The 23019-nt window shown below is 70.9% G+C and carries 21 protein-coding genes and 1 tRNA gene; 8 read left to right on the forward strand and 14 right to left on the reverse strand.

Translation table 11 applies throughout. The features are described 5' to 3' along the window. The first annotated feature begins 170 nt into the window (after positions 1-170). Together B7K21_RS06295 and B7K21_RS06300 are read left to right on the forward strand one after the other, a co-directional pair. Positions 171-857: a response regulator transcription factor gene (locus B7K21_RS06295; RefSeq protein ID WP_084074330.1), complete on the forward strand. Its 687-nt coding sequence runs from the start codon at positions 171-173 to the stop codon at positions 855-857. Next, the gene (locus B7K21_RS06300; protein WP_084074331.1) at positions 854-2281 is read left to right on the forward strand and encodes a cell wall metabolism sensor histidine kinase WalK; all 1428 of its coding nucleotides are present in this window, start codon (positions 854-856) and stop codon (positions 2279-2281) included. Before B7K21_RS06295 ends, B7K21_RS06300 begins: the two co-directional genes overlap by 4 nt. On the opposite strand, the gene B7K21_RS06305 is transcribed toward B7K21_RS06300, so the two are convergent. From B7K21_RS06305 to B7K21_RS12750, 4 genes are all read right to left on the reverse strand, one after another. Continuing rightward, the gene (locus B7K21_RS06305; protein ID WP_084074332.1) at positions 2248-3222 is read right to left on the reverse strand and encodes an SRPBCC family protein; all 975 of its coding nucleotides are present in this window, start codon (positions 3220-3222) and stop codon (positions 2248-2250) included. The genes B7K21_RS06300 and B7K21_RS06305 overlap by 34 nt on opposite strands. Positions 3223-3252: 30 nt before the next feature. Continuing rightward, complete coding sequence (locus tag B7K21_RS06310) at positions 3253-3609, reverse strand: helix-turn-helix transcriptional regulator (protein WP_084074333.1); 357 nt, start codon at positions 3607-3609, stop codon at positions 3253-3255. Positions 3610-3790: 181 nt separating this feature from the next. Then, on the reverse strand, positions 3791-4921 hold the full coding sequence (locus B7K21_RS06315; RefSeq protein ID WP_200806245.1) for a serine hydrolase: 1131 nt from the start codon (positions 4919-4921) through the stop codon (positions 3791-3793). Between the two features lie 98 nt (positions 4922-5019). Further along, positions 5020-5406 carry a hypothetical protein gene (locus B7K21_RS12750; protein ID WP_200806246.1) on the reverse strand — a complete coding sequence of 129 codons (387 nt, stop codon included), beginning with the start codon at positions 5404-5406 and terminating at the stop codon, positions 5020-5022. 96 nt (positions 5407-5502) lie between these two features. Between B7K21_RS12750 and B7K21_RS06320 the strand changes: the two genes are divergently transcribed. Beyond that, positions 5503-6057, forward strand: a complete 555-nt coding sequence (locus B7K21_RS06320) for a TetR/AcrR family transcriptional regulator (protein WP_084074335.1) — start codon at positions 5503-5505, stop codon at positions 6055-6057. A gap of 6 nt (positions 6058-6063) precedes the next feature. Here the strand turns inward: B7K21_RS06320 and B7K21_RS06325 are convergent, their stop codons facing one another. Further along, entirely contained in the window at positions 6064-7065 is a 1002-nt protein-coding gene (locus B7K21_RS06325; RefSeq protein WP_084074336.1) for a hypothetical protein, read from the reverse strand. 148 nt (positions 7066-7213) lie between these two features. Here B7K21_RS06325 and B7K21_RS06330 point away from each other — a divergent pair, with 148 nt between their 5' ends. Next, the gene (locus B7K21_RS06330) at positions 7214-8119 is read left to right on the forward strand and encodes an EamA family transporter (protein ID WP_084074337.1); all 906 of its coding nucleotides are present in this window, start codon (positions 7214-7216) and stop codon (positions 8117-8119) included. 33 nt (positions 8120-8152) lie between these two features. Here B7K21_RS06330 and B7K21_RS06335 read toward each other — a convergent pair whose 3' ends face one another. Together B7K21_RS06335 and B7K21_RS06340 are read right to left on the reverse strand one after the other, a co-directional pair. Beyond that, positions 8153-9034 (reverse strand): helix-turn-helix domain-containing GNAT family N-acetyltransferase, encoded by an 882-nt coding sequence (locus tag B7K21_RS06335; RefSeq protein WP_084074338.1) that lies wholly within the window; start codon positions 9032-9034, stop codon positions 8153-8155. Between the two features lie 72 nt (positions 9035-9106). After that, positions 9107-10096, reverse strand: coding sequence for an NAD-dependent epimerase/dehydratase family protein (locus tag B7K21_RS06340; protein WP_084074339.1), 990 nt, complete (start codon positions 10094-10096; stop codon positions 9107-9109). A 96-nt stretch (positions 10097-10192) separates the two neighbouring features. Between B7K21_RS06340 and B7K21_RS06345 the strand changes: the two genes are divergently transcribed. Then, complete coding sequence (locus B7K21_RS06345; RefSeq protein ID WP_084074340.1) at positions 10193-11488, forward strand: MFS transporter; 1296 nt, start codon at positions 10193-10195, stop codon at positions 11486-11488. 168 nt (positions 11489-11656) lie between these two features. Here B7K21_RS06345 and B7K21_RS06350 read toward each other — a convergent pair whose 3' ends face one another. From B7K21_RS06350 to B7K21_RS06360, 3 genes are all read right to left on the reverse strand, one after another. Then, complete coding sequence (locus B7K21_RS06350; RefSeq protein WP_084074341.1) at positions 11657-11890, reverse strand: DUF6458 family protein; 234 nt, start codon at positions 11888-11890, stop codon at positions 11657-11659. Positions 11891-12060: 170 nt separating this feature from the next. Beyond that, a complete protein-coding gene (locus tag B7K21_RS06355; RefSeq protein ID WP_144016079.1) occupies positions 12061-12930 on the reverse strand; it encodes a hypothetical protein in 870 nt (289 codons plus the stop codon). 39 nt (positions 12931-12969) lie between these two features. Further along, the gene (locus tag B7K21_RS06360; protein WP_144016080.1) at positions 12970-13698 is read right to left on the reverse strand and encodes a hypothetical protein; all 729 of its coding nucleotides are present in this window, start codon (positions 13696-13698) and stop codon (positions 12970-12972) included. 181 nt (positions 13699-13879) lie between these two features. Between B7K21_RS06360 and B7K21_RS06365 the strand changes: the two genes are divergently transcribed. Continuing rightward, positions 13880-14809 carry an aldose epimerase gene (locus tag B7K21_RS06365; RefSeq protein ID WP_159448431.1) on the forward strand — a complete coding sequence of 310 codons (930 nt, stop codon included), beginning with the start codon at positions 13880-13882 and terminating at the stop codon, positions 14807-14809. Positions 14810-14854: 45 nt separating this feature from the next. Here the strand turns inward: B7K21_RS06365 and B7K21_RS06370 are convergent, their stop codons facing one another. Further along, positions 14855-15970: a DUF3488 domain-containing protein gene (locus B7K21_RS06370; protein ID WP_084074345.1), complete on the reverse strand. Its 1116-nt coding sequence runs from the start codon at positions 15968-15970 to the stop codon at positions 14855-14857. A gap of 92 nt (positions 15971-16062) precedes the next feature. Between B7K21_RS06370 and B7K21_RS06375 the strand changes: the two genes are divergently transcribed. Then, a tRNA-Gly gene (locus tag B7K21_RS06375) sits at positions 16063-16133 on the forward strand. Between the two features lie 119 nt (positions 16134-16252). Here B7K21_RS06375 and B7K21_RS06380 read toward each other — a convergent pair. Beyond that, positions 16253-16645: an FKBP-type peptidyl-prolyl cis-trans isomerase gene (locus tag B7K21_RS06380; protein ID WP_084074346.1), complete on the reverse strand. Its 393-nt coding sequence runs from the start codon at positions 16643-16645 to the stop codon at positions 16253-16255. A 68-nt stretch (positions 16646-16713) separates the two neighbouring features. On the opposite strand from B7K21_RS06380, the gene B7K21_RS06385 reads away from it, so the two are divergent. Beyond that, positions 16714-19296 carry a phage holin family protein gene (locus B7K21_RS06385; RefSeq protein WP_084074347.1) on the forward strand — a complete coding sequence of 861 codons (2583 nt, stop codon included), beginning with the start codon at positions 16714-16716 and terminating at the stop codon, positions 19294-19296. Here B7K21_RS06385 and B7K21_RS06390 read toward each other — a convergent pair. Beyond that, positions 19272-20213, reverse strand: a complete 942-nt coding sequence (locus B7K21_RS06390) for a hypothetical protein (RefSeq protein ID WP_084074348.1) — start codon at positions 20211-20213, stop codon at positions 19272-19274. The genes B7K21_RS06385 and B7K21_RS06390 overlap by 25 nt on opposite strands. Before the next feature lie 883 nt (positions 20214-21096). Beyond that, positions 21097-22941, reverse strand: coding sequence for a cytochrome c oxidase assembly protein (locus B7K21_RS06395; RefSeq protein ID WP_084074349.1), 1845 nt, complete (start codon positions 22939-22941; stop codon positions 21097-21099). Positions 22942-23019 lie beyond the last annotated feature (78 nt).

The following is a 23019-nucleotide window of genomic DNA, read 5'->3' on the forward strand; positions in this document are numbered from 1 at the left end:
ACGGTCAGTGAGGCCCTGGGGGCCGTTGACATCCACTTCATCGAAGGATGCTGGGAACGTCCGCAGAGCCGCGGCAGAGGTACCAGGGAGAAAGGCTCACCGCGTTCGCTCTCAGCGGCCTACCGGTGCGCTCTCAGGAAACGTGGAGCCGAGGCTGGAACACTTGAGGCATGTCACAGCGCCGCATCCTCGTGATCGATGACGAGGACAATCTCCGGTCGATGCTCGTCGCCGCCCTTCGCTACGAAGGCTTCGACGTCTCTCACGCGCCCGACGGCGCGAGCGGCCTCAAGGCCGTGAAGGAGATCCGCCCCGACCTCATCGTGCTCGACGTCATGATGCCCGGCATGGACGGCTTCGCGATGTGCAAGCGCCTGCGCGACGCCGGTGACCGCACGCCCGTGATCTTCCTGACAGCGCGCGACGCGGCTCAGGACAAGGTGCAGGGCTTGTCGCTCGGCGGCGACGACTACCTCTCGAAGCCCTTCGCTCTCGAAGAGCTCGTCGCGCGCGTCGAGGCAGTGCTGCGCCGGACAGGCCAGTCGCCCGACGCCGCACAGACCTGGACCCTCGCTGACCTCGTGCTGGACGACGTCTCGCACCAGGTCACGCGCGCGGGCGAGGAGATCCACCTCTCGCCCACCGAGTACAACCTCGTGAAGTTCCTGCTCCAGAACGCCGGTCGCGTCATGTCGCGGGGCCAGCTCCTTCAGAACGTATGGGGCTACTCGCCGGACGACGACCCCTCGGTGGTCGAGACGTACATCGGCTACGTGCGGCGCAAGATCGATTCCTTCGAGCCGAAGCTCGTCCAGACGGTCCGCGGAGTGGGCTACACGATGCGAGTGAAGTCGTGAGCGAGGCCCGCCCCGGGCTGTCCTTGCGCACCCGCCTGCTCATCGGACTCGGCGTCATCGCTGCGATCGCCACCGGCGTCGCCGCGATCGTGACGGTGACGACGCACACGTACCTGGTGCAGCAGCTCGATGAGAGGCTCGCGTCCTTCGCCGGCCCCGTGCCCGACGACGACGACCTGTCCGACACCGCGGGCGGGCTCGCGCCGTCCGACCGCCCGTCCGACGCGTGGCGCGCCTTCGTCACCGCCGATGGCTCGTGGCGGGTCGTGTACGCGCCGAACACCGGGGCCGCGGACAGCGACGACCCCCCGCACCTCACTACGGCCGAGCTTCCGGCCTCCGGCGACCTGTACCTCACGGTGGACTCCGTCAAGGGCGACGACGACACATACCGCGTCTACATCCGCACCAGCGACAAGGGCTGGGACGTCACCGCGCTCTCGCTCGAGGGCGTCGAGTCGGCCACCGAACGGCTCATCGTGATCGAGGCGCTCGGCATCGGCGCGATCCTCGCCGCCCTCGCGCTCGTGGGCCTGTGGGTGATCCGCCTGGGAATCCTCCCGATGCGCCGCATGGTCGACGCCTCCGCTCGCATCGCGAAGGGCGACATGGACGTGCGCCTCGAGGGTGCGAGCGCCGGATCGGAGAGCCACGAGCTCGCGCAGTCGCTGAACGCGATGATCGGCAGGCTCACTGCCTCGCTCGCGGAGCGCGAGCGCTCCGAGGCGCGTCTGCGGGAGTTCGTCGCGGACGCCTCGCACGAGCTCCGCACACCCCTGACGACGGTGCTCGGCTACGCGCAGCTGTATCGCAAGGGAGCGCTGTCCGACGCGGCTGATGTGAGCGACGCGTGGGGCCGCACCGAGGCCGAGGCGGAGCGCATGAAGCGCCTTGTCGAGGACATGCTCGAGCTCGCCAAGTACGACGCGCTTCCGGAACTGCACCGCGAGGACGCGGATCTCGCCGCGATCGCGAGGGAGATCGTGGGCGACGCCGCGGCGGCGCACCCCGAGGCGGAGTTCGCGCTCGACGGCCCGGAGCGCGCGCGTGCCTCAGTGGACCCCGACAAGGTGCGCCAGGCGCTCCTCAACGTGGTGCGCAACGCAGCCCTGCACGGAGGTGAGCACGTGACCGTGACGCTCAACGCGTCGGACGGGCTCGTCTCCGTCACCGTCGCCGACGACGGCCCTGGCATGACGCCCGAGGTCGCCGCCCGCGCCACCGAGAGGTTCGTGCGCGGCGACCAGTCGAGGTCGCGCGCCACGGGCGGCTCCGGACTGGGGCTCGCGATCACGGCCGCGATCGTCGACGCACACGGCGGCACCCTCGAGGTCGCGAGCACGGTGAGCGCGGGGACCACCGTGACCCTCCCGTTCCCGCGCGGCTCCGTTCAGTCAGCGAGCAGCGACTCGAGTCGCGCATAGCTCGACTCCATGCCGTCCACCATGCCGGTGGCCAGCACCATGTCACGCGTGTGAGCATCGGGGTAGGTGATGACGACGGTGAGCAGCGTGCCGCCGTCGACGGGCGTGAGCGTCAGCTCGTTCACAGTGCCCGGGCCGTCCATCCCGATCATGCGTTCGGTCGTCACGGCGTGGTGGGGCGGGTTGATCTCGAGGCATTCGCCCTCGAATCCGAAGCTCGGCTGCGAGCCGTCATCGCTGACCCACTCGTTGCGGAAGGACTGGCCCACCTCCGTGGCGACCTCGCAGACCGGCATGCTCCACCCGTCGGGCCCGAGCATCCAGCGCCTCATCAGGTCGGCATCCATGTGCGCGCGCCACACCTGCTCGACAGTGCCGCGGATGAGGCGCGAGGCCCTCACCTGAGTGTCAGAGAGGATCGCAAGGTCGGTGCCACGACCGGCGGCGAACGATGCGAGGTCCTCGAGCACGCCGTCGATCTGCGACATCGCGGACTTCATGCCCTCCTCCATGCCCATGCCGAGGAGCTGCTCGAGTGCCTCGAGCGACGGGAACCACGTGGTGTTCGTCATGCGCGAGCCGGTGTCGGTCGCCTCGAACACGAAGGTCATGCGCATGGCCGGCATGTCGGCGCTCGGATTGCCCTCTGCGTCGGCGAAGGCGTCGGTGACCTCGAATGAACGGCCCGGATCCACGGCCAGGAACTCCCACATGCCCGACGATGCCTCGCCGTCCGGGCCGCGCATCGTGTAGTGCGACCGGCCTCCGACGGCCATGTCGTGGCGGGTGAACGTGGCAGGCCACTCGACGGGGCCCCAGAAGCGCTCGATCTGGCGGGGGTCGGCGTAGGCCTCCCAGAGCCGCTCGACGGGCGCGGCGAAGTCGGCGGTGACGGTCATGGTGAGGGCGTCGAGGTTCTTCTCGACTGACGTGATGGGCATGGTGGCCTCCGGGGTGGGGCGAGTTTCGGTTCAGGCGGGTGTGCTGGTGCTCGTAGGCTCGGCGAGCAGGTCGTCGAGGCGTCCGACGCGATCGCGCCATAGCCGCTCGTAGGCGTCGAGCAGTCGCTGGGCGCGGGCAATGCGCTCGGGGTTGCCGCGGACCATGCGGCGGCGCCCCTCGGGGTGGCGTGTCACGAGTCCAGCCTCCTCGAGCACGCCGACGTGCTTGCTCACGGCGGCGAACGACATCTCGTACGCGGCGGCGAGGTCCGTGACGGACGCGTCGCCCGCGAGGGTGCGGCGCACGATGTCGCGGCGCGTCGCATCGGCCAAGGCATGGAAGATGCGGTCCACCTCGGCGTCGGAGAGCTCAGTTTCTACAACCATTTGGTTGTACGTTAACTCGCGGCCGGCGGCTTCGCAAGCGGAGGCGCATGCGACGGGAGGCGTGAGGCGCCTGATTGCGGGTCGGGCGCGCGCGGAGGAGGCGTGAGGCGCCTGGCTACGGATAAGGGGTGAGGGCGGGCGTCGAACGCAGGCGTCGAGGCCGCGCGCGGACGAGCGCGAGTCAGCCGTAGATCGCCTGAACGATCGCCTTGCGACTCGGCCCGCTCATGCCCTCGAGCGTGGTGTTCGTGAGGATCACCGCGGTCAGCCCCGCGTCGCGATCGATGAACCAGTGGTGCCCGTAGGCCCCGCCCCACTCGACGGTGCGCGGTGCGTGCGGCACTCTGGCCGCCTCGGGATCGTCGAGCACCGCGCCCGCGAAGCCGAAGCCCCAGCCGGGCCCGTCGGCCTCTGCGCCGGGGCCCACGCGATCCTCGAGCATCGCGGCCGCGTTCTCGGCGCGAAGCACGGGCCCACCGCCGGTACGCAGTGCCTCCAGCAGGCGCAGCACCTCGTCAGCGGTACCCGCCATGCCTGCACCACCGGACGGGTATGCCTCGGGGTCGAGCGCGCGGCCGGGCGAGTACGTCACCACGCCCTCGTCGCCCTCGACCAGTTCATGCGGGTCAGTCATGCGCACCGGGCGCTCGTCGCCATCGGCATACGGAACCGCGAGGCGCTCGGGATCGCGCACCGCGAAGCCGGTGTCGCGCAGCTCCAGGGGTCCGAGCACCGCGTGCCGCATGACCTCAGGGAAGGTGACGCCCGACGCGGCGGCGAGGAGCGCCCCCGTCACGTCCAGTCCCAGGCTGTAGCGCCACGCCGCACCTGGCGCAAAGTGCAGCGGCGCCTGAGCGAGGCGCGCGAGGTTCTCGTCCAGGTCTCGCACGCGCGCATCGAGCCCGTCGCTCACGCCAAGCGCGTGATACGGATGGTCGTCCGGCTGGCCGAACCTGTATCCCAGACCCGACGTGTGGGTCAGCAGATGCGCGAGCGTGATCGTGGGAACGGTCCCGTCGGTGAGGGCGGGCCGGAAGCGGCGCAGCCACATGTCGATCGGCTCGTCGAGCTCGACCACGTGCTCCTGCACGAGCCGCATGGCGGCGGTGGCGGTGAACAGTTTGCTGACAGACGCGAGGCGGAAGATGGTGTCGCGCTCCATCGGCAGGCCGGCCTCGCGGTCTCGCAGCCCCGCGGCACGGGAGTAGACGTCCACCCCCTCGCGACGCACGAGCACGACGCACCCGACGAGTCGCTCGGCGGTGATCGCAGTATCGATCGCCTCATCGAGGCGTGCAGTCAGTCGGCTCACGCGCTCATGGTGGCACGCGCGCGACCTCTCGCGTGACGCACAAGGTCCCACGGAGGCGAGCTCGGCACATGGAAGGACTCGACGCGTTGGGGCTGACGCTACGGCGACTGGATCACGGCGCGCCGTGCGGCCCACGTGTCTCGCGCTACGTAGGCAGTCTCGTCCACGGTCGCGAAGACGGGGTCGCCCAGGGAGTCGCGGAACCGCGTCATGGCGTCGCGATGAAGCGGCGTGCGCACGAAGCCACCGAGCGACTCGCGGCTGTCCCAGACCGAGTAGGTCCAGAACTCGCGCCGTCCGAGCCGTGCGTCGAGCCCACCCACGACCAGGCCCGGCGCCTCCGCGAGCGCGCGGTGGATCCGGAGGGAGTGACGGAGGAATCCCGGCACCGCGCTCCATCGAGTGACGGGGAGGCGAGACACCATCACGACGACCGGCTCGTCGTGCGCGGGCGAGCGACGGACCACGTCAGGCAGAGCAGGCATGAGGACCTCCGGGATGAGTTGACGTTAACTTTCCACTGGATAGTCTCTCTGGCCCGGCAATACTTGTCAATGGAAAGCAAGGTGTAGGGTGGCCGCATGGTGCAGTCACCGGCACGCGGCGAGGCTCGCGACACGTTGCTCGCCGTCGCCGCGGCGCACGTCGCCGCGCAGGGCGCGCACGCGCTCTCGGTGCGTGCGGTGGCGCGCGAGGCGGGCGTGACTCACGCCTCGGCCACGCATCACTTCGGCGACCGCGACGGACTGCTGCACGCGCTCGCTACGCAGGGCTTCACCCTGCTCGCCGACGCTCTTGAGGCCGCAGGCGGTGCACCAGGCGGCGAGCAGTCCGCGCGCGCGTACGTCGAGTTCGCACTCGCGCATCCGGGTCACTTCGCGGTCATGTTCGAGGGACACCTGCGCGCCCCGGCCGATCCCGCGTGGCGCGAGGCCGCGGCGCGAGCGTGGCGAGGGCTCGCGGGCGACACACCTGCGCCGCAGACGGGGCCTGCCCTCATCGCCCGCTGGTCGATGGTGCACGGCCTCGCCGCGCTGTGGGCCTCCGGTGCCCTCCCGGAGGAGGTCACCCGCAGAGGTGCGGGAGCCGTCGCGTCTCAGGTGGCGAAGGCCCTGAACCGCAGTCTCGACAGCTAGTCCCGCCTACGCTCGCTCTCGCTCGCCGATGAGCTCGAGTTCGCGAGCACGCGACAGCCCCGCGGTCCCCGCGCGCGACACGCCGAGCGCGAGCTCCTCGGCGAGCACGTCGGCGAGGGTCTCCTTGAACGGCCTTCGTCGCCCGCCGGTCGCGAGGTAGCGCGAGTCGTCGTGGAAACCGCAGCGAGCGCCCGCGCCGTCGTCGTCGACCCACAAGCCCAGCGAGTCGGCACCCTTCCATTCGCGCACGCCATGATCGTGCAGCCACGGTCCGGGCGCCTCGACCACCCTTCCGGTCGCGCCGGCGACCTCGCGGGCGGCGTCGATCATCGCGCGCATCGTCATCTGCTCGCCGACGACGTTGACGGGCCCCGTCAGCCCGGCCTCGATCGCGTCGAGCAGCCATGCGACGAGATCGCGCACGTCGATCACTTGGACGGGCACCGACGGCTCTGCCGGAACGAGCATCGGTCCGGAACCTGCAACCGCCGCCCGCCGCGGCCAGGAGGCGAGCCTGTCCGTGGGGTCGCCGGGGCCGCCGATCACGCCCGCCCGCACGAGCAGCGCAGCGGGGTGCGAAGACACGGTGTCCGCCTCGCAGCGCACCTTGGCGGCGTCGTAGCGCGAGCCGTCGACGCGCTCATCCACCGCCGCAGGCTCCCGCAGAGGGGCGGACTCGTCGATCATGATCCGCGTGGGCTCATAGGCCGCGACGGAGGAGATGTACGTCCAGTGGCGCGCACGCAGCGCCTGCGCCGCCTCGCGGACGTGCCGGGGCTGCCAGCTCACCTCGATGACGGCGTCCCAGTCGCGGTTCGCGGCGACGTCGTAGGCCCCAGGCTCGTCGCGATCCGCGGCCACGAGAGTCGCTCCCGCGGGGACCGCACCGGACTCGCCGCGCGCGAGGCACGTGACGCGGTGGCCGCGCTCGAGCGCCACGCGCGCAGTCAGCGCTCCGAGCCACGCGGTGCCGCCGAGCACGAGGATGTCGAGAGGTCGTTCGCTCATGCCACCACCCTAAGTCGCCCTCAGTGGCGCTCGGATGAAGGTGCCACTGCGCCCTCCCGTGGCCCGCAGACGCCCGCCTAGCCTGAACGCACGCGACGGCGCCCGGCCCAGCCACGGCGTCGGACGCGTGCCAGCCCCGGAGGTCCTCATGCCCACCCGACTCACCACCCGCGACGCCCTGCTCGCCGCACTCGCGGCCGTCGTGTGGGGCGCCAACTTCGCCGTCATCAGGCTCGGCGTCGAGGACGTGCCGCCGCTGCTGCTGGCGGCGCTGCGCTTCACGCTCGTCTTCGCTATCGCCGCGCCGTTCGTGCCGCGGCGAGGCATCCCGTGGCGTCGACTCATCCCCATCGGCATCGCGCTGGGCGTGGGCCAGTTCGGCTGCCTATTCGTGGCGATCTCGCTCGGCATGCCTTCCGGCCTCGCCGCGACGGTCCTGCAGGCCCAGGCGGTCGTGACGACAGTGCTCGCCGTCGCGTTCCTGGGCGAGCGCCTCACCGCGCGGCGCATCGCGGGCCTCGCGATCGCGGTCGCGGGCATCGTGCTCATCGGCCTCGACATTGGCGCGTCGACCACGGTCATCGGGTTCGCGCTCGCGCTGGGCGGCGCCGCCTCGTGGGCGGTCTCGAACGTCCTCACCCGGCGCCTGGGCAACGTGGGAGGACTCTCGCTCGTGGTGTGGTCCAGCGCGGCCTCGCCGGTGCCGCTGTTCGCGCTGTCCCTGATCTTCGAGGGGCCCGCGGAGATCGGCGCCGCGCTCACGCACCCGACGTGGGGCGGCGCCTTCGCTGTCGCGTATCTGGTGCTCGCCGCCACTCTGCTCGGCTACGGCGTCTGGAACTCGCTGCTGGGGCGTTACCCCGCCTCGACGGTCGCGCCCTTCTCGCTCCTGGTTCCGCCCGTGGGCCTGCTCACCGGCTGGCTCGCGTACGGCGAGACCCCCACGCCACTCGCCCTCGTGGGTGCCGCTCTGGTGGTGGGAGGCATCGCGGTCGCGAACGTGGTGATCCGGCGGCGCGCCAAGGTCCCCGTCCCGGCACGCGTGGGCTCATAGGCCCGACGCGGTGCCCCGCCGGACGCCGTCGCCTCACAGGGATTTGGCGTACCAGCGGTTCGCGTGCACCTCGCCGTTGAAGTCGGGAACCTGCACGTACCCGCGGTGCTCGTACATGCGACACGCAGCCTCGAGCGCCGAGTTGGTGTCGAGGCGCACGAAAGTCGCGCCCGCATCGCGGGCCCGCGCCTCGAGCGAGTCGAGCAGCATGCCGCCCACGCCGAGGCCGCGCACGGACGGTGCCACCCACATGCGCTTGAGGAACGCGGGCTCACCCTCGGGAAGCTTGACACCGCCGCACGCCACCGGCTGCCCGTGATAGCGGACCACTAGGAACGCACCGTGCGGAGGGGCGAGTTCGTCGCTCGCGGTCGGGAGAGCGGCCGCAGGGTCGTAGCCCGCATCGAAGGTGGCCTGGAGCTCCTCGAAGTACTGCTGCACGCACCACTGCGCCTCGGGCGAGTCCGGGTCCTCGAGAGACACCTCGAGGTGCCTGCGCGACAGCAGTCGCGTCACGATGCGGGCCGCGGCGGCGAGCTCCGCCTGCTCGTTCTCGTCGAGACCGGCTAGCAGCGCACGGGCTCCGTCGTCGCTGAGGCGGTCGAGCTCGACCACCTCCTCGCAGCCAGCTCGCGTGCGGCGAGCGACCCTCGCGCGCGCGTCCGTGGGGCTCGGCGCGACCTCGACGAGACCCTCGTCCTCAAGCGCGCGCAACAGGCGCGAGGCGTAGCCGGAGTCGAGCCCGAGCCGCGCTCGCAGCGACGCGATCTCCACGTCGCCGTCACCGATCTCCCACAGCATGCGCGAGGCGGCGAGGGGACGTCCGCGGTCGAGGAAGTCGCCGTGCAGCGCGCCGACTTCTCGCGTGACAGTGCGCTGGAACTGACGGAAGGCGGCGATCAGGCGCGGATCCATGTACCTGACTTTAGTCAGGCAATGCCGGGCAGGCAAGGCATCGCCTCCGCGCAGCCGCTCCGAGGCCGGGGCTCAGGGCAGCTGGTCGATCAGCGCCAACTCCTCGTCGCGCGTCAGCCCGGACTTGCGCTCTCGGTCGAGGCCCAGTCCCCTCTCCCAGGCGAGAGCGTCACGCATCGTCTGTTCCAGGGGACGCCACCCTCCACCGGTGGCGCGGTACCGCTCGGACGAGTGCGCACCGATCGGAGAGAACGGACCCGGCGGCACCCACAGCGGAATCGCGCGCGGACCGGACCAGCTCGAGACCTCCCGCATCGCGAGCCATGGCGTCGTCGCGGCGCGCACCTCGCCGCTGTGTCCCGCGACCTCCCGAGCGAGCGCCACCAGATCCGCGAATGCCACCTGCTCGCCCACGGCATTCACCGGCCCCGTGACCCCCGCCTCGCCCGCATCCAGAATCCACGCCGCGAGATCGCGCACGTCCAGACTCTGCGTGGGCGCTCCGTCACGGGGCACCAGCAGCGGCCCCTCCCCCGCGAGCGCGGCGCGTGCGGGCCAATAGCCGAACCGGTCGCTCGGGTCGCCCGGTCCCACGATCAGGCCCGGTCGCGCGATGAGCCCGCGATGCCCGACGGCGGCAACGGTCAGGTCCTCGCACGCGACCTTGGCCTCGGCGTAGTGGGCAATGGTGGGCTCGACGGTCGGGTCGAGGGCGGCGACCCTGCGCGAGTCCTCGGTGTTGGGCTCCTGTGCGGCGGCGTACACGGACACGGAGGAGACGTAGGTCCAGTGATCTGCAGCACCCGCGAGCGCAGCGAGCGCCTCCTGCACGAACCGCGGCTGCCAGCTGACCTCCACCACCGCGTCGAATCGGCGACCCAGCAGCGAGTCGTAGGCGCCGGGCCCCGAGCGGTCCGACTCCACGAGAGCCGCACCCTCGGGCACCGCTCCCGCGCGTCCGCGCGCCAGGCACGTCACGTCCCACCCTCGGGACACCGCCTGACGCGCGATCTCGGCCCCCAGCCACGCCGTCCCACCCAGCACCAGCACTGATCGAGTCATGCACGCCACCCTAACCAGCGTCGGGCATCACCGAAGGCGGATATCCTTGACAGGAGTCAGGAATCAACCTCGAACGCCTGACGTTGAGAAGACGGAATGAATCGCACCTTCAGCTCGCTCGGCATCTACAACTACCGTCTGTGGTTCGCCGGCGCGCTCGTATCCAACATCGGCACGTGGATGCAGCGCATCGCACAGGACTGGGTGGTGCTCACCGACCTCACCGAGGACTCGGGCGTCGCCGTCGGCATCACGACGGCACTCCAGTTCCTCCCGTTCCTGCTGCTCGGCCCCTGGACCGGCGTCATCGCCGACCGCGTGGACCACCGCAAGCTGCTCTTCGCCACTCAGTTCGCCGGCGCCGCGCTCGGCCTCGGGCTCGGCGCGATCGTGCTCAGCGGCCACGCGCAGCTGTGGCACGTGTACGCCTTCGCCCTCGGGCTCGGCGTGGTCACCGCCTTCGACAATCCTGCCCGGCAGACCTTCGTCGGCGACCTCGTTCCCAGCGACAACATGTCGAACGCCGTGGGCCTGAACTCCGCCTCGTTCAACGCCGCGCGCCTCATCGGGCCGGGACTCGCGGGCCTGCTCATCGCCTGGATCGGTTCCGGCTGGGTGTTCATGCTCAACGGCTTCACGTTCGCGGCCACCATCGTGGCACTCGCGCTCATGAGGCCCAACGAGTTCCACCCGCAGCATCGCGCGCCGCGTCAGCCGGGTCAGATCGCCGAGGGCGTCAGGTACATCCGCGGGCGGCCCGACATCGTCGCGATCCTCGTGATCGTCGGCGTCGTGGGTGCCTTCGGCCTCAACTTCCAGCTCACGAGCGCGATGATGGCGCGCCTCGCCTTCGACCGCGGGCCTGAGGACTACGGCATCCTCGGCTCGATCCTCGCGATCGGCTCGCTCGGCGGAGCCATCCTCGCGGCCCGCCGCAGACGCCCGACGCTGCGGCTCGTGGTCGTCGCAGCCATGGGCTTCGGCGTGGCGAACCTGCTGCTCGCCTTCGCGCCCACCTACTGGGCGTTCGCGCTCGCCGGCATCCCTGTCGGCTTCGCGGCCCTGACCATGATCACTGCGGCCAACGCGACGGTGCAGACCACGGTCGAGCCGCACATGCGAGGCCGCGTGATGGCGCTGTACATGATGGTGTTCCTCGGCGGCACCCCGCTGGGCTCGCCGATCATCGGCTGGGTGGGCGAGGAGATCGGGCCGCGCATCGCGATCCTCGTGGGAGCGATCTCCGCGATCGCGGTCGCCGCTGCCGTCGGGGCGTGGGCCGCGCGCTACTGGAACGTCGTGGTCGAGGTGCAGGCACGTCGGCCGTTCGTGCGCTTCGGACGCGCGGTCCGAGACGAGCCGATCGCCGACGTGGACTCGGCGCGCACCTGATCGCGCTGCGCCCCGCGCGCCCCAGCAGTCGTTGAGTGCTGATATCCACGCGATTCCCAGCACTCAGTGACTGCCAGGGCGCATGAGAGAGGGCCGCACCCACCAGCCCCCTGGGTGGATGCGGCCCCGAATCGAGCTCAGCCGCGTGCGACGACGCGGGCTCGCGCGTCAGCCCTCGACGCGGCGGTTCTGGTGCTCGTCGACGTGCTCGTCGCGCACCTCACGGTGCGTGGTGTTGCTGCGCTGCGCGTTGACGATCAGCGAGATCACGATCGCCGCGAATCCAGCGATCATGCAGATCCAGCCGACGATTCCCAGGTTGATCGCGTCGACGGACGCGTTGAGCGCAAAGGTCAGGATCGCGCCGAGGACGATCAGGAAGATTCCCGAACCGATAGCCATGGTGGTGCTCCTTCCCCCCAAGGGGTCTGGGGACTAGAACGGGCTCCAGGATCGGGTGGATCCGGGCCCGTCGACCGCTCCTCGCGGTCATCAAGGCCAACCGTGCCCGAGCGCCTGGACATTCCCCTATGGCGGGAAGTCGGTGTTCTAGCAGGGGTGATAAGTGCGTCTCAGACGGAGGCACAGCGGTCGAAGGCATCCTGGAGCGCCGCCTTGAGCGCCTCGCCCGGCAGCACGTCGACACGACGCGGCTCGGCGCCATCGACCGCCAGCCACACGCCGAACACGAAGGTCTTCTTGCTCTCGGCGAAGACGTGCGGATCGCACCGCGTGGGTGTGAGCGAGACCGGGACCGAGACGACGTCCTGCCCCGGCTCGAGCGCGAGCACAGGATCGCTCGGGACGATCGAGAACACCACGCTCCCCGCGACGCGCACCGCCTCGACCCGCGCATCGCCCTCGCCTCGCGTGAGCGACAGCGAGGTCGTCACCGTCAGGCCCGCGACCGCCTCGACGTCGCCGAACCGCGGGGACGCCACGTCCGAAAGCGCCTTCGCCCCGCATTCCTCGGCACGGATCTCGGCGAGCACACCTGCCGGCACGTCGACCTCCCGCTCGACCTGAGCACCGGCGACGTCGAAGACGACGTGCGCCACCGCGTCGGGCGTCTCGCCGCCTGAACCCTCCGCGACGCCGCACACGGGATCGCCGAGAGGGAGGCGCACCCGCGTCGGCCAGCCAGCGAACACCCTCACATGCGCGTCCTGCCAGCCCGTCTCGGTGAACAGCGGGGACTCGAGTGACGCGCGAACGACGATCGCGTCGACCTCCTCATCGAGGGTGACCTGCAACTCGACCATGCGTTCAGCCTGCAGCGTGCGCGGGAAGGCGATGTCGCCGCTCAAGGGCGCCGAGTCGAGGACCTCCGCATCCCGCTGGCCCGCATCGGCGGCTGGATCCGGCGGTCTGCACGCAACTGCGCACCACGCGACAGCCGCGACCAGCAGCGCGATCGCGACCATACGGCGCCGGGGAGCCATGGCGCGATCATCGCATCGCATGCCGCATGCGGGAAGGGGTCAGCCGACTCCCACGAGTGCCGAGCCAATCCACTCCGCGCCGGACTCTGTGATGCCGCACGCCCACCCACGGTCGCCGTCAGCGAACGACGCGGCGCTCGGGAAGTACACCTCGACGACCTTCGCGAGAGCGGCCTGCGTGAGCATGCCCGTCACGTCGTCGCGCGTGCACCAGCCCTCCACGTCGGCGCGCATCTGCTCGAACCCGGGGTAGTCGTCCAGGTGGACCACGCCGGCCTGGTAGACCTGGCCGCGGTGAGGCTCGAGGCAGTCGACCACGTTGAAGCCCTGGACGTCCTCAGAGAACCCCTGCAGCAGTGCGTCCTCGGGCAGGTCATAGCACTGGCCCACCGTCAACTCCGCCGCGGAGACGCCACCCAGGCGACCCGAATCGAATGCGCCGGTCACCGCACTCGCAGCACCGACCGTCAGAGCGACCGCGACCGCAGTGCCCAGCACCGTGCCCGCGAGCGCCCACGAGCGCGTCCGTGACGTCCCGCGCCGCGCGGCCCTCAGGCCGATCAGACCGAGCACCACGCCCGGCAGGCCACCGAGGAGCGCACCGCCGACGGACGCATAGCCGATCCAATCGTCGCGATCTGCGGCCAGCGGCTCGGGCGGCAGCGGCGAGTCATCGAGCCGCACCGCGCCCACTCCTGCGAGGCCCGCCTGCGTGCGCCCCGCAGCGCCCTCAGACGCGTGCGCGTCCATGCTGCGGTGGTCTCTCAAGGCTGCTCCTCGCGGCGGTGATGACGAGACGTTAACCCGCCCGACACCTCGGCGGGCACTGCGGCCGTTCACGGTGTGACCAATCCGTCGCCGCAGATCGGTACATCGAGGGCGAACAGGGCATTCGGGATGGGGGTGCGCGGCTCCGTGAAGCCTCGTCGCGATGCGCCACAATGAACGCATGCGCGACATCGTGACACTGGACAACGGCTTCTGGAGGGTGGGGCTGGTCCCCGAGACGGGCGGCTCGATCGCCTTCGGACAGCTCCACCTGGACGGTGCCTGGGTGGACGTGCTTCGCCCCACCCCCGCCGAGTCGCTCGGCCGGTTCGCGGAGACCGCGTCGTATCCGCTCGTCCCGTGGTCGAACCGCGTCCGCGGCGGCCGCCTCCAGTGGGCAGGACGCACCTATCAGCTACGCGTGAACCATGCGGACGGCACGGCGATCCACGGCGTCGGCACCGACTACGCCTGGACGGTCGTCGAGTCCTCCCCCACCTACGCGGTGCTCGAGTTCGTCTCGCACGATGTGTACGGCGTGAACTTCCCGTGGTCGTTCACGGCTCGCTTCACCTACCGGCTCGACGGCGCCCGGCTCGAGGTCGAGATGGCGCTCACCAACACCGACCACGAGACGTTCCCCGCTGGACTCGGGCACCACCCGTACCTGCAGCGAGAGCTCGCCACCGCGTCGGGCGCCGTGGGAGGCCCCGCCGAGCTGCGCATCGACTGCGAGAAGGCGTACGACCTCGACAACGCACTACCGACCGCCGAGGCCGGGCCGATCCGGCCCGCCGCGGACTTCCGCGAGCGCCGACCGCTCGGGACCGAGTTCGTGGACGACTGCTACACGTCACGCACCGGGCCCGTCGCGGGCTCGGTGACGTGGCCCGACGCCCTCCAGCTGGACCTCGAGGCGGACGACGTCCTGGGTCACGTGGTCTGCTACATCCCGCAGGAGCGGCCGTACTTCGCGCTCGAGCCGGTGAGCAACGCCAACGACGCCTTCACTCTCGACGCTGCCGGCGTCCCGGGCACGGGGCTGCGGATCGTCCAGCCCGGCGAGACTCTGACGGCGGCCTGGGCGCTGGCGGCCACGCCTCTCGTCTAGCGCGCGCACGCCATCGGCGGGCTGACGCCCGTCGGCACGCTGTCGCTACAGGCCTGACCCGAACAGCGTTCCCGTCAGGGGCTCTGATCCAGCGACGATGCACACGACGTACGGCGAGGACTGCCAGGCCGCACCCGTCGGGTAGTAGTCCTCGACGGTCAGGCTCGACGACTCCCACGCGGTTCCCACGTACGCCTCGAAGCCCGAGATGCACTCGGCGAGCGACTCGGAGTCGCCCTGCGCATACGTGGGCTCGTCGTATGGGGGCGCGAGGTTCACCAGCGAGATCTCGCCGAAGTGCTCCTGGGTGCAGGGCACCACGTCGAACCACCAGTCGTCGTCGCCGATCTCCTCCTGGAAGTCGTCCCATGTCGCGTACGGGTCGGCGACGCACTGCCCCACCGCGAGTTCCTGCGCGGTGCGCAGCTGGCCCTGCGCGGTCGGCCCGAGGATGAGCGGCACGACCACGAACAGGACCGCGATCATCACCACGCCCAGGGCCGCGTAGCCGGTCACGGTCGACATGCGCGACAGCTGCTCCTGCGGCCGCTGCCCCATGCTGTCCGCACGGTGGCCCACGTGTCCCATGCTCACCGCCACGCCCGCGAGGATCGCGGCGAGCAGCAGTCCGGAGATGCGCAGCGGTTCCGGAACGACGGTGAGCGCGAGGATCGCCACGATCGCGCCGAGCACCCCCGCGACGATTGCGCCGCGCAGCAGGATCGCCAGCTTGGCGTCGTCGTCGAACGGGTGCGGACTCTCGGGCTCGTCGCCCCGCTCCTGCCCGACGCCGGGGTCGGCTACGCGCTCGCCCTCGCCCGCCGCGTCGGGCATGTCGTCGACGCCGTCCGGGACCGCCGCACCGGTCGCGGGGTCCACATCGGGGGTGGTGTCCGCGTCGTCGCTCGGCGTCGACGCACTGGCCGCGCTGCGTCGGGCTCCTCCCGTGAGCCCGGCGAGGAACGATCCGGGCGCATGTGCGGTCTCACCGTCGTCGAGAGCGTCCTCAGGGGTATCTGAGGCCTCCGGCTCGGCTTCGGGAGCCGGCTCGGGGCGCGGCGGCAGGGGCTGTTCCGCCTGCAGATGCTCGGGCAGCTCGATCGGCTCGTCGGCGACGGCGTCGCCTTCGTCCGGCATGAAGGTGGGGCGCTCGTCCGCCACGCTCTTCCTCCCCAGTCACTCGCCGACGCCCCCGCACCCGGTTGGTGCGGGCGGCTCCCGGTGCGTCTAGGATAGGAGGGCCGTCACGGCATGCGGGTGTAGTTCAATGGTAGAACTTCAGCTTCCCAAGCTGATAGCGCGGGTTCGATTCCCGTCACCCGCTCCGACTCGAAGGCCCCTCCGCGGAGGGGCCTTCGTCATGTGCGCCGCCCTGTGAGGACATGAGTGCACGATTCGGCGCTACGCGAGCACTCAGTGCCTCACAGGACGCAGCGGATCGCGCTAGCGGGCCTCGAGCACGTCGATCACGAACACGAGCGTCGAGCCTGCAGGGATGGGGCCCATGGGGCGGAAGCCGTATCCCGACTCCGGCGGGATCACGAGCAGCAGCTTCGATCCGACGGGCTGTCCCACGATGCCGTCGACCCAGCCGTCGATCAGCGCGCCGTACGCGATGGGGAACGAGATGGAGTCGCCGCGGTCCCACGACGAGTCGAACTTCGCTCCGTCCCACAGCCACCCGGTGTAGTGCACGGTGATCTGGCGGCCCTCCTCAACGGCGGGCCCGGAGCCGGCCTCGAGCACCTCGACCACGAGCTCTTCTGGCTTCTCCGCACCTGCGAAGTCGACGGACGGCGCCCCGGTGGCGTCACGGGTGATGGCGGGCAGGGTCATGGCGTCTCCTCGTTCGGGTTCCGGCCCAGCCTAGGACGGATGTGGGGGCCCTGGGCAATGATGGGCCCATGAGCCCGGACACGAAGGCCTCACGGACCAGCACCGACGCCGCTGCCGGGTCTCCCCGACGCCGACCGTGGGCGGTGGTCGCCCTCGCGGTCGCGGTCGCGCTGGCGGCAGTGCTCGACGTCGCCCTCGGCGCGCGGTCGGCACGCGACACGGCCGACGCCGGTGCCGGGCTCGGCGACGAGCCGAACGCCGTCGTGCTGTGGCTGAGCGCGCTGGCGATGATCGCGCTCGCGGTCGCGCTGTGGCGCGGGTCGAACGGCGCGCGCGTGGTCCTGACCGTGGTGCTCGCGGCCCGGACGGTGGCGGCACTGTACGAGGCGACGATCGGCGAAGGCGACGCGGCCTCGTCCGTGGCGTCCCTCGCGTCGGGCGTGCTGATCCTGGTGCTGGCGTGGGTGCCGGCGGCGAACCGGTGGTTCCAGTCGGACCGAGAGCGTGCGCTGGCGAAGGCGCTGGGCGCCGAGCAGCGTTCGGTGAGGCGCAGGATCCTGCGCGGAGTCGAGCTTGCGGTGACGGTGCTGGTCGTGTCGTGGACGATCACCCTGACGCCGGGCGTCGCATCGGACTCGTGGGTCGCGACGCTCGCCGCCGCAGTCCTCATCGCCGTCGCGTCGTGGGCGCTGCAGCCAGTGTGGCTGCAGATCGCGAGCCGCTTCGGCTGGGCGGGCGCGCTGCTCGCCGCACTGTTCGGCAACGCGTCCGCCGTGGGGCTGGCGCTGTGGATCGCACCCGGCATCGACGTATCCGGCGTCGGCTGGGCGATCGTGGCGTCGTGGATCTTCTCGATCCTGATGACCGCAGTCTCGTGGGCTTTCTCCGCGAGTTCGTACGACTACCTGCTGGTGCATGCGACCCGCATGAGCCTGCAGGGCGTCGAGCCCGCGCAGGACGGCCAGGAGGGCGTGCTGTTCGTCCAGATGGACGGCGTCTCGGCACCCCTGTTGGAGCAGGAGATGCGCGCGGGCAATCTGCCGACCATCTCCCGCTGGATCCGCGCAGGCAGCCACACATGGACCGAGTGGACGGCCGGCATCCCGTCGACCACGCCGGCGAGCCAGTCGGGCATCCTCCAGGGCTCGAACGAGCGCATCCCCATGTTCATGTGGTGGGACCGCGCCGAGGGCCGCTTCATGGCGACGAACAACCCCAATGACGCAGGCATCATCGAGGAGCGCGCGAGCAGCGGGAATGGTCTGCTCGCCGATGGCGGTGTGTCCGTCTCCAACCTGTTCTCGGGCGATGCCGAGCGCTCGTACCTGACGGTCAGCGGCCTGCGCGCAGGCAAGCGCGAGGTGGGCGCCTCGCACTCGTATGCGGCGTTCTTCACCCACCCGGCGGGTCTGGCACGTGCCCTGCCGCGCACGATCGGCGAGATGGCCAAGGAACTGTGGCAAGGGCGGCGTCAGGTGTGGCGGGGCGTGGAGCCGCGAGTGCACCGCGGCGGCGAGTACGTGCTGCTGCGTGGCGTCACGAATGCCCTGCTGCGCGACCTGAACGTGGCACTGGTGATCGACGCGATGATGTCGGGCGCGAAGTCGGTCTATGTGGACTTCGTCGACTACGACGAGATCGCCCACCACGCAGGCGTCACGCGCCCCGAGTCCCTCGCCTCGCTGTACGGGATCGATCAGGTGCTGCACACGTTCGAGCGCTTCATCGCGCTGGGCATCGCGCCGCGGAACTACCGGATCGTGCTGGTCTCCGATCACGGCCAGAGTCAGGGCCCCACGTTCGAGCAGCGCTACGGCTACTCGCTCGAAGAGTTCGTCCGCGAGCGCGTCGGTGGACGGGCGCGCGCTATCCCCACCCACGACGCCGAGGCCGGCGGCCCCGCACGGCTGCTCGCCCGCGAGCTTGCGCAGCAGGACTCGGTCTCGGGCCGCGTCGCCAAGCGCGCGCTCCGGCGTCAGGACGCGGCCGACGCAGCAGTCCAGGACTCTGTGTCCCCGCCCGACGCAGGGGCCGGCGAGGGCTCAGGGGGTGCATCGGCGGGGCCCGAGATCGTGGTGGTCGGCTCAGGCAACCTCGGTGGCGTGTGGTTCACCGAGTCGAGCGAGCGACTCACGCTCGCCGACCTCGAATCACGGCATCCAGGCCTGATCGAGGCTCTCGCGACCCATCCTGGCGTCGGCTTCGTCGTGGTGCAGGCAGGATCGGGCGCGGTGGCAATCGGGCCGCGCGGCCTGCATCGGCTGTCCACCGGCGAGGTTGAGGGAGAGGACCCGCTCGCGGGGTTCGGGCCCGACGCGCGCGCCGACTTCGCACGCGCCGCCGCGTTTCCCAACGCGCCGGACATCTACCTCAACTCCGCGCACGACCCGGCGCTGGACGAGGTGTACGCCTTCGAGGACCTCGTGGGCTGCCACGGAGGGCTCGGCGGATGGCAGACGCGCGCGCTGCTGCTGTATCCGCGCGAGTGGAGCATCGACGAGTCGCTCGCGGACGAGCGCGGGACTCTGCACGGAGCCGAGACGGTTCACCGGCAGCTGGTGCGGTGGCTCGAACTGCTGGGCCACCGCGACGGGATCGCGACGGACCCTCCGCGCGTGACCGAGGCTCAGCCGCAGGCGGTTGCCGAGTAGCCCGTCGCTCCCACGTAGGAGGCAGCCTCGTCGGCATAGGTGAGCTCGACGCACCACTCGGTGCTCGAGTCGAACGCGAGCGAGACGTCGCGCTCGGCTGAGAGCAGCCCCTCGACGGCGACGCCGTCCACCAGGTACCCGGAGTCCGTGACCTCCAGCTCGGGCTCCGTGGCGGAGTCCTCGAAATGCGATGCGACAGCGTTGCCGACGGCGGTGACGTCCGCCTGCGCCTGCAGTTCCTGCTCAGCGGTCTCGAGTTCGGGTCCGAAGACGAGCAGCCAGAGCGCGACGCCTGCACCCGCGACGACGAGCCCCAGGTAGCCCAGCAGCATGCCCGCAAAGGCGGCGGTGCGAGCGCGGCCCTCGCGCGCAGCCGCGCGCAGTCCCAGGTGGCCGAGCACGATCGCGGCGGGGAAGATCAGCAGGATTCCTGTGACGACGGCCCACACTCCGAGCGGGTTGCCGCGCGGTGGGTCCATGGTGTCGTCCGACGCGTTCTCCTCGGGCTCCGGCGCCTCGGGCTCCTCCACGTACGGCGTGACCGGAGGCTCTAACTCGACTGGCTCCATGACCTCTGTGGCCTCGTCGTCGACAGTGCGCACGGAGTCGGCCTCCGACACTCCGGGAACGCCAGCCGGATCCTCGTCAGCGCTCGGCGTGTCGGCCTCATCTCCGTGCGGAGCGTCGGAGGCGGGCTCGGCCTCCTCAGTTCCGTGCGGAGCGTCGGAGGCGGGCTCGGCCTCGACGTTCTCGGCGTCGGCGCTGGCCGCGTCATAGGGGCTGAAGGACCGCGCTCCCCACGCGTCGCTGGCAGTGGGATCGCCCATGGGCGGTTCGGCGGACTCGCCGCTCTCCGGACGGTGCACGCCGGCCCAGCGCGGCGTAGTCGGCATCTCGCCGCTGCCCGTGTCGCTCATGTGTCCTCCTCGGCCCCTGGGGACAGGCTAGTGCGGCGGTGGCGGCGAGCCTCGGAGCCCGACCCGGCGAGCCGATCACCGGGCGCGCATGCCCGACGCGGGGCGCGGCTGAGGCGGGAGCGGCGTGTCCTCCGCGGCTCGGCGCGGCGGCGGACATAGCGTGGGTCACAGCCGCTGCAGAAGCGGCCAGGCAAGGCGAAGGCCCCCCGCAATTGGCGTGCGGGGGGCCTTGCCATGACCTCGAGTTCTCGGTCCGCCCATGGACGGGATCCGACGGCCGCGATTGACGATGCGGCTTCGCCCCCGCAAGCGGGAGCGACCTCTTGGCCGATGCCGGGGTCCGCGAACCTCCTGTGCCGTCACCCACAGTTCTCAAGCGACCCCCTCGTCGGGAGCCCCCCTCGACCTGAAGCCACGTTGTCCCAGGCATCCGATCTGAACTCAACCCCTGACCCCGCGCGGCATGCATCCGTCCCGACGCACGCCGTCGTCGCCTCGGTCGCCTCGCTGGTGGGGGCGGTGCCCCCGCGAACGCGACCGCTGCGCACTCGGCCCGGACCCCCTTCGGGGCCCGGAGGCCGGCCCTTGCGGGCCGGACTCTCCGAGTCTCGGCAGGCCCGGCGAGCCGGACCTCTGACCGGGAAGCGATCTCGGCAGGTCCCGGTGCTTACGCCCGGTCCCTGGAGCCGCCTCGTCGACCAGATCGAGGGGTTGAAGCCCTTCTCGATGACCCCAGTCGTACTCCTTACGCCGGGGCGGCGCAAGCCGATTGGGGGACGTATTTCTGTCCACCGTTTCCCCACAGCGTTGTCCACCGATTTCGCTGGGGATTCACCGTGTGTACACACACCTGTGGATGAAATCTGTGGACGAAGCAGGGGCGTCAGGAGCGCTCGTCGACCTCGCGGTAGCGCTCCAGCATCGCGTTGTAGGCCTTGAGCTCGGCGTCGTCGTCACGCTCGGCCTGGCGGTCCTTGCGCCGACTCTCGCGCGCGTCGGAGGCCCGCCATGCCACTGCCACGCCGATCGCGAGCGCGAGCACGGGCAACTCACCGATGCCCCACGCAATCTCGCCGCCGTACTGCTGGTCCGTGATCGCGTCGGGCCCCCAGTCGCGACCCATGAGACCGAACCACTCGGGCGCGAGAAGCACGTCGGAGGAGGCGAGCGAGACGCCGAAGAACGCGTGGAAGGCCATGGTCGCGAACAGCAGCACGAGCCGCATCGGGTAGCGCGGCCGGGTAGGTCCTGGGTCTAGCCCCACGAGCGCGTTCACGAAGAAGTACCCGACGAGCGTGAAGTGCAGCACCATCCACAGGTGGCCGGCGTGGTTGGACAGCGCGAACTCGAACAGCGGCGAGTAGTAGAAGACGATCAGCCAGCCGGCGAAGCTGACGGCGGCGACGATGGGATGCGCCCAGAAGCGCAGCCATCGCGATTCAACGGTGAGGCGCAGCCATTCGCGCGGTCCGCGCGATCCGTCGGTGCGGGGCGGGAGCGCTCGCAGAGCCAGCGTCACGGGCGCGGCGAGCGTCAACGGGATGGGGGCAAGCATCACGAGCGCCATGTGCTGCACCATGTGGCCGGAGAAGGTCACCATCCCGTAGATCGCCGGTCCGCTCTGCGTGATCCACAGCATGATGACGATGCCGGCGAGCCACGAGGCGGTGCGGTGCCAGGGCCACTGGTCGCCGCGCGTGCGTAGCCGCATCGCCCAGCGCACGTAGACGACGGCGAAGACGACCAGCACGAAGGCGGAGATGATCTCGAGTCGCCACAGGCCGAACCATGTCGCGCCAGACGCGGCGGGCGGGAGCGCGTAACCGGTGAGGTAGAACGCCGGGCTGGGATCCTCGAGTGCGACGGACGGCACCGGCGGTGCCGACGACGCGAGCGCCGCAGCGAGCCCAGTGACGGCGACGAGTGCCGCAGCGTCGACGATCATGACGCGCGCGAACAGGCGTCGCGCAGGGGTCGCCTCGAGTCTCGGCAGCGTGACACGGCGATGCCAGGCTGCGAGCGCCATGGCTGCGGCCACGAGCACGAGCTTGGCCAACAGGATCAGCCCATACGTGGACGTGAACAGATCTGAGGGTCCCGTCATGCGCAGCGCGGCATTGAGGACGCCCGAGACGATCACCGCGGCGGCACCCCAGACCGCGGCCTTGGACATGCGGCGCGCAACGTCGGCCGCGGCGGTGCCGAGCACCGGACCCAACGCGGCGACGACAACGACGAGCCCCAGCCACAACGCAGCGCCCCCGATGTGCAGGAACAGAGACGAGACCGCGAGGTGGTGGTCGGTCGCGCCGGCGGCGTGACCCGTGACGGCCTGCCAACCGATGCCCCACGCGATCGGCACCATGGCCCAGGCTGCGTGCGCCGGAGCGCGCACGAACGCGGCAGCCACGGAGGCGACGACGGCCGCGATCGCCATCTGGAGGTAGGCCTCGCCCAGGTCGATCTCGGTGACGAACTGCCCGAGCGTCGCACCGAACGCAGGGTCGTCGAAGGGGATCAGCGTGATCACCGCGGTCTGCACGAGCACCATCGCCGACGCCGCGATGGCCCACGCCACCGACGCGTACCGCGCGATCGCGGCGGCGCGGGCGGCGGCGGGATGGCGCGGCGGCACGAGCGCGGCGACCACCAGGAGCGCGCCGAACGTCACCGACAGCGCCACATCCCTCAGGGCCGCGAGCGCCGTCACGAGCAGCTCGGGGGGCATACCTGTGAGGGTACGCGGATCTACACTGACCGAAGGCCAGCGCGGACCCCTCGTCCGCCGCCCGGCGTCAGCGTTCGG

Source organism: Demequina sp. NBRC 110052, from assembly GCF_002090075.1.
Taxonomy (GTDB): domain Bacteria; phylum Actinomycetota; class Actinomycetes; order Actinomycetales; family Demequinaceae; genus Demequina.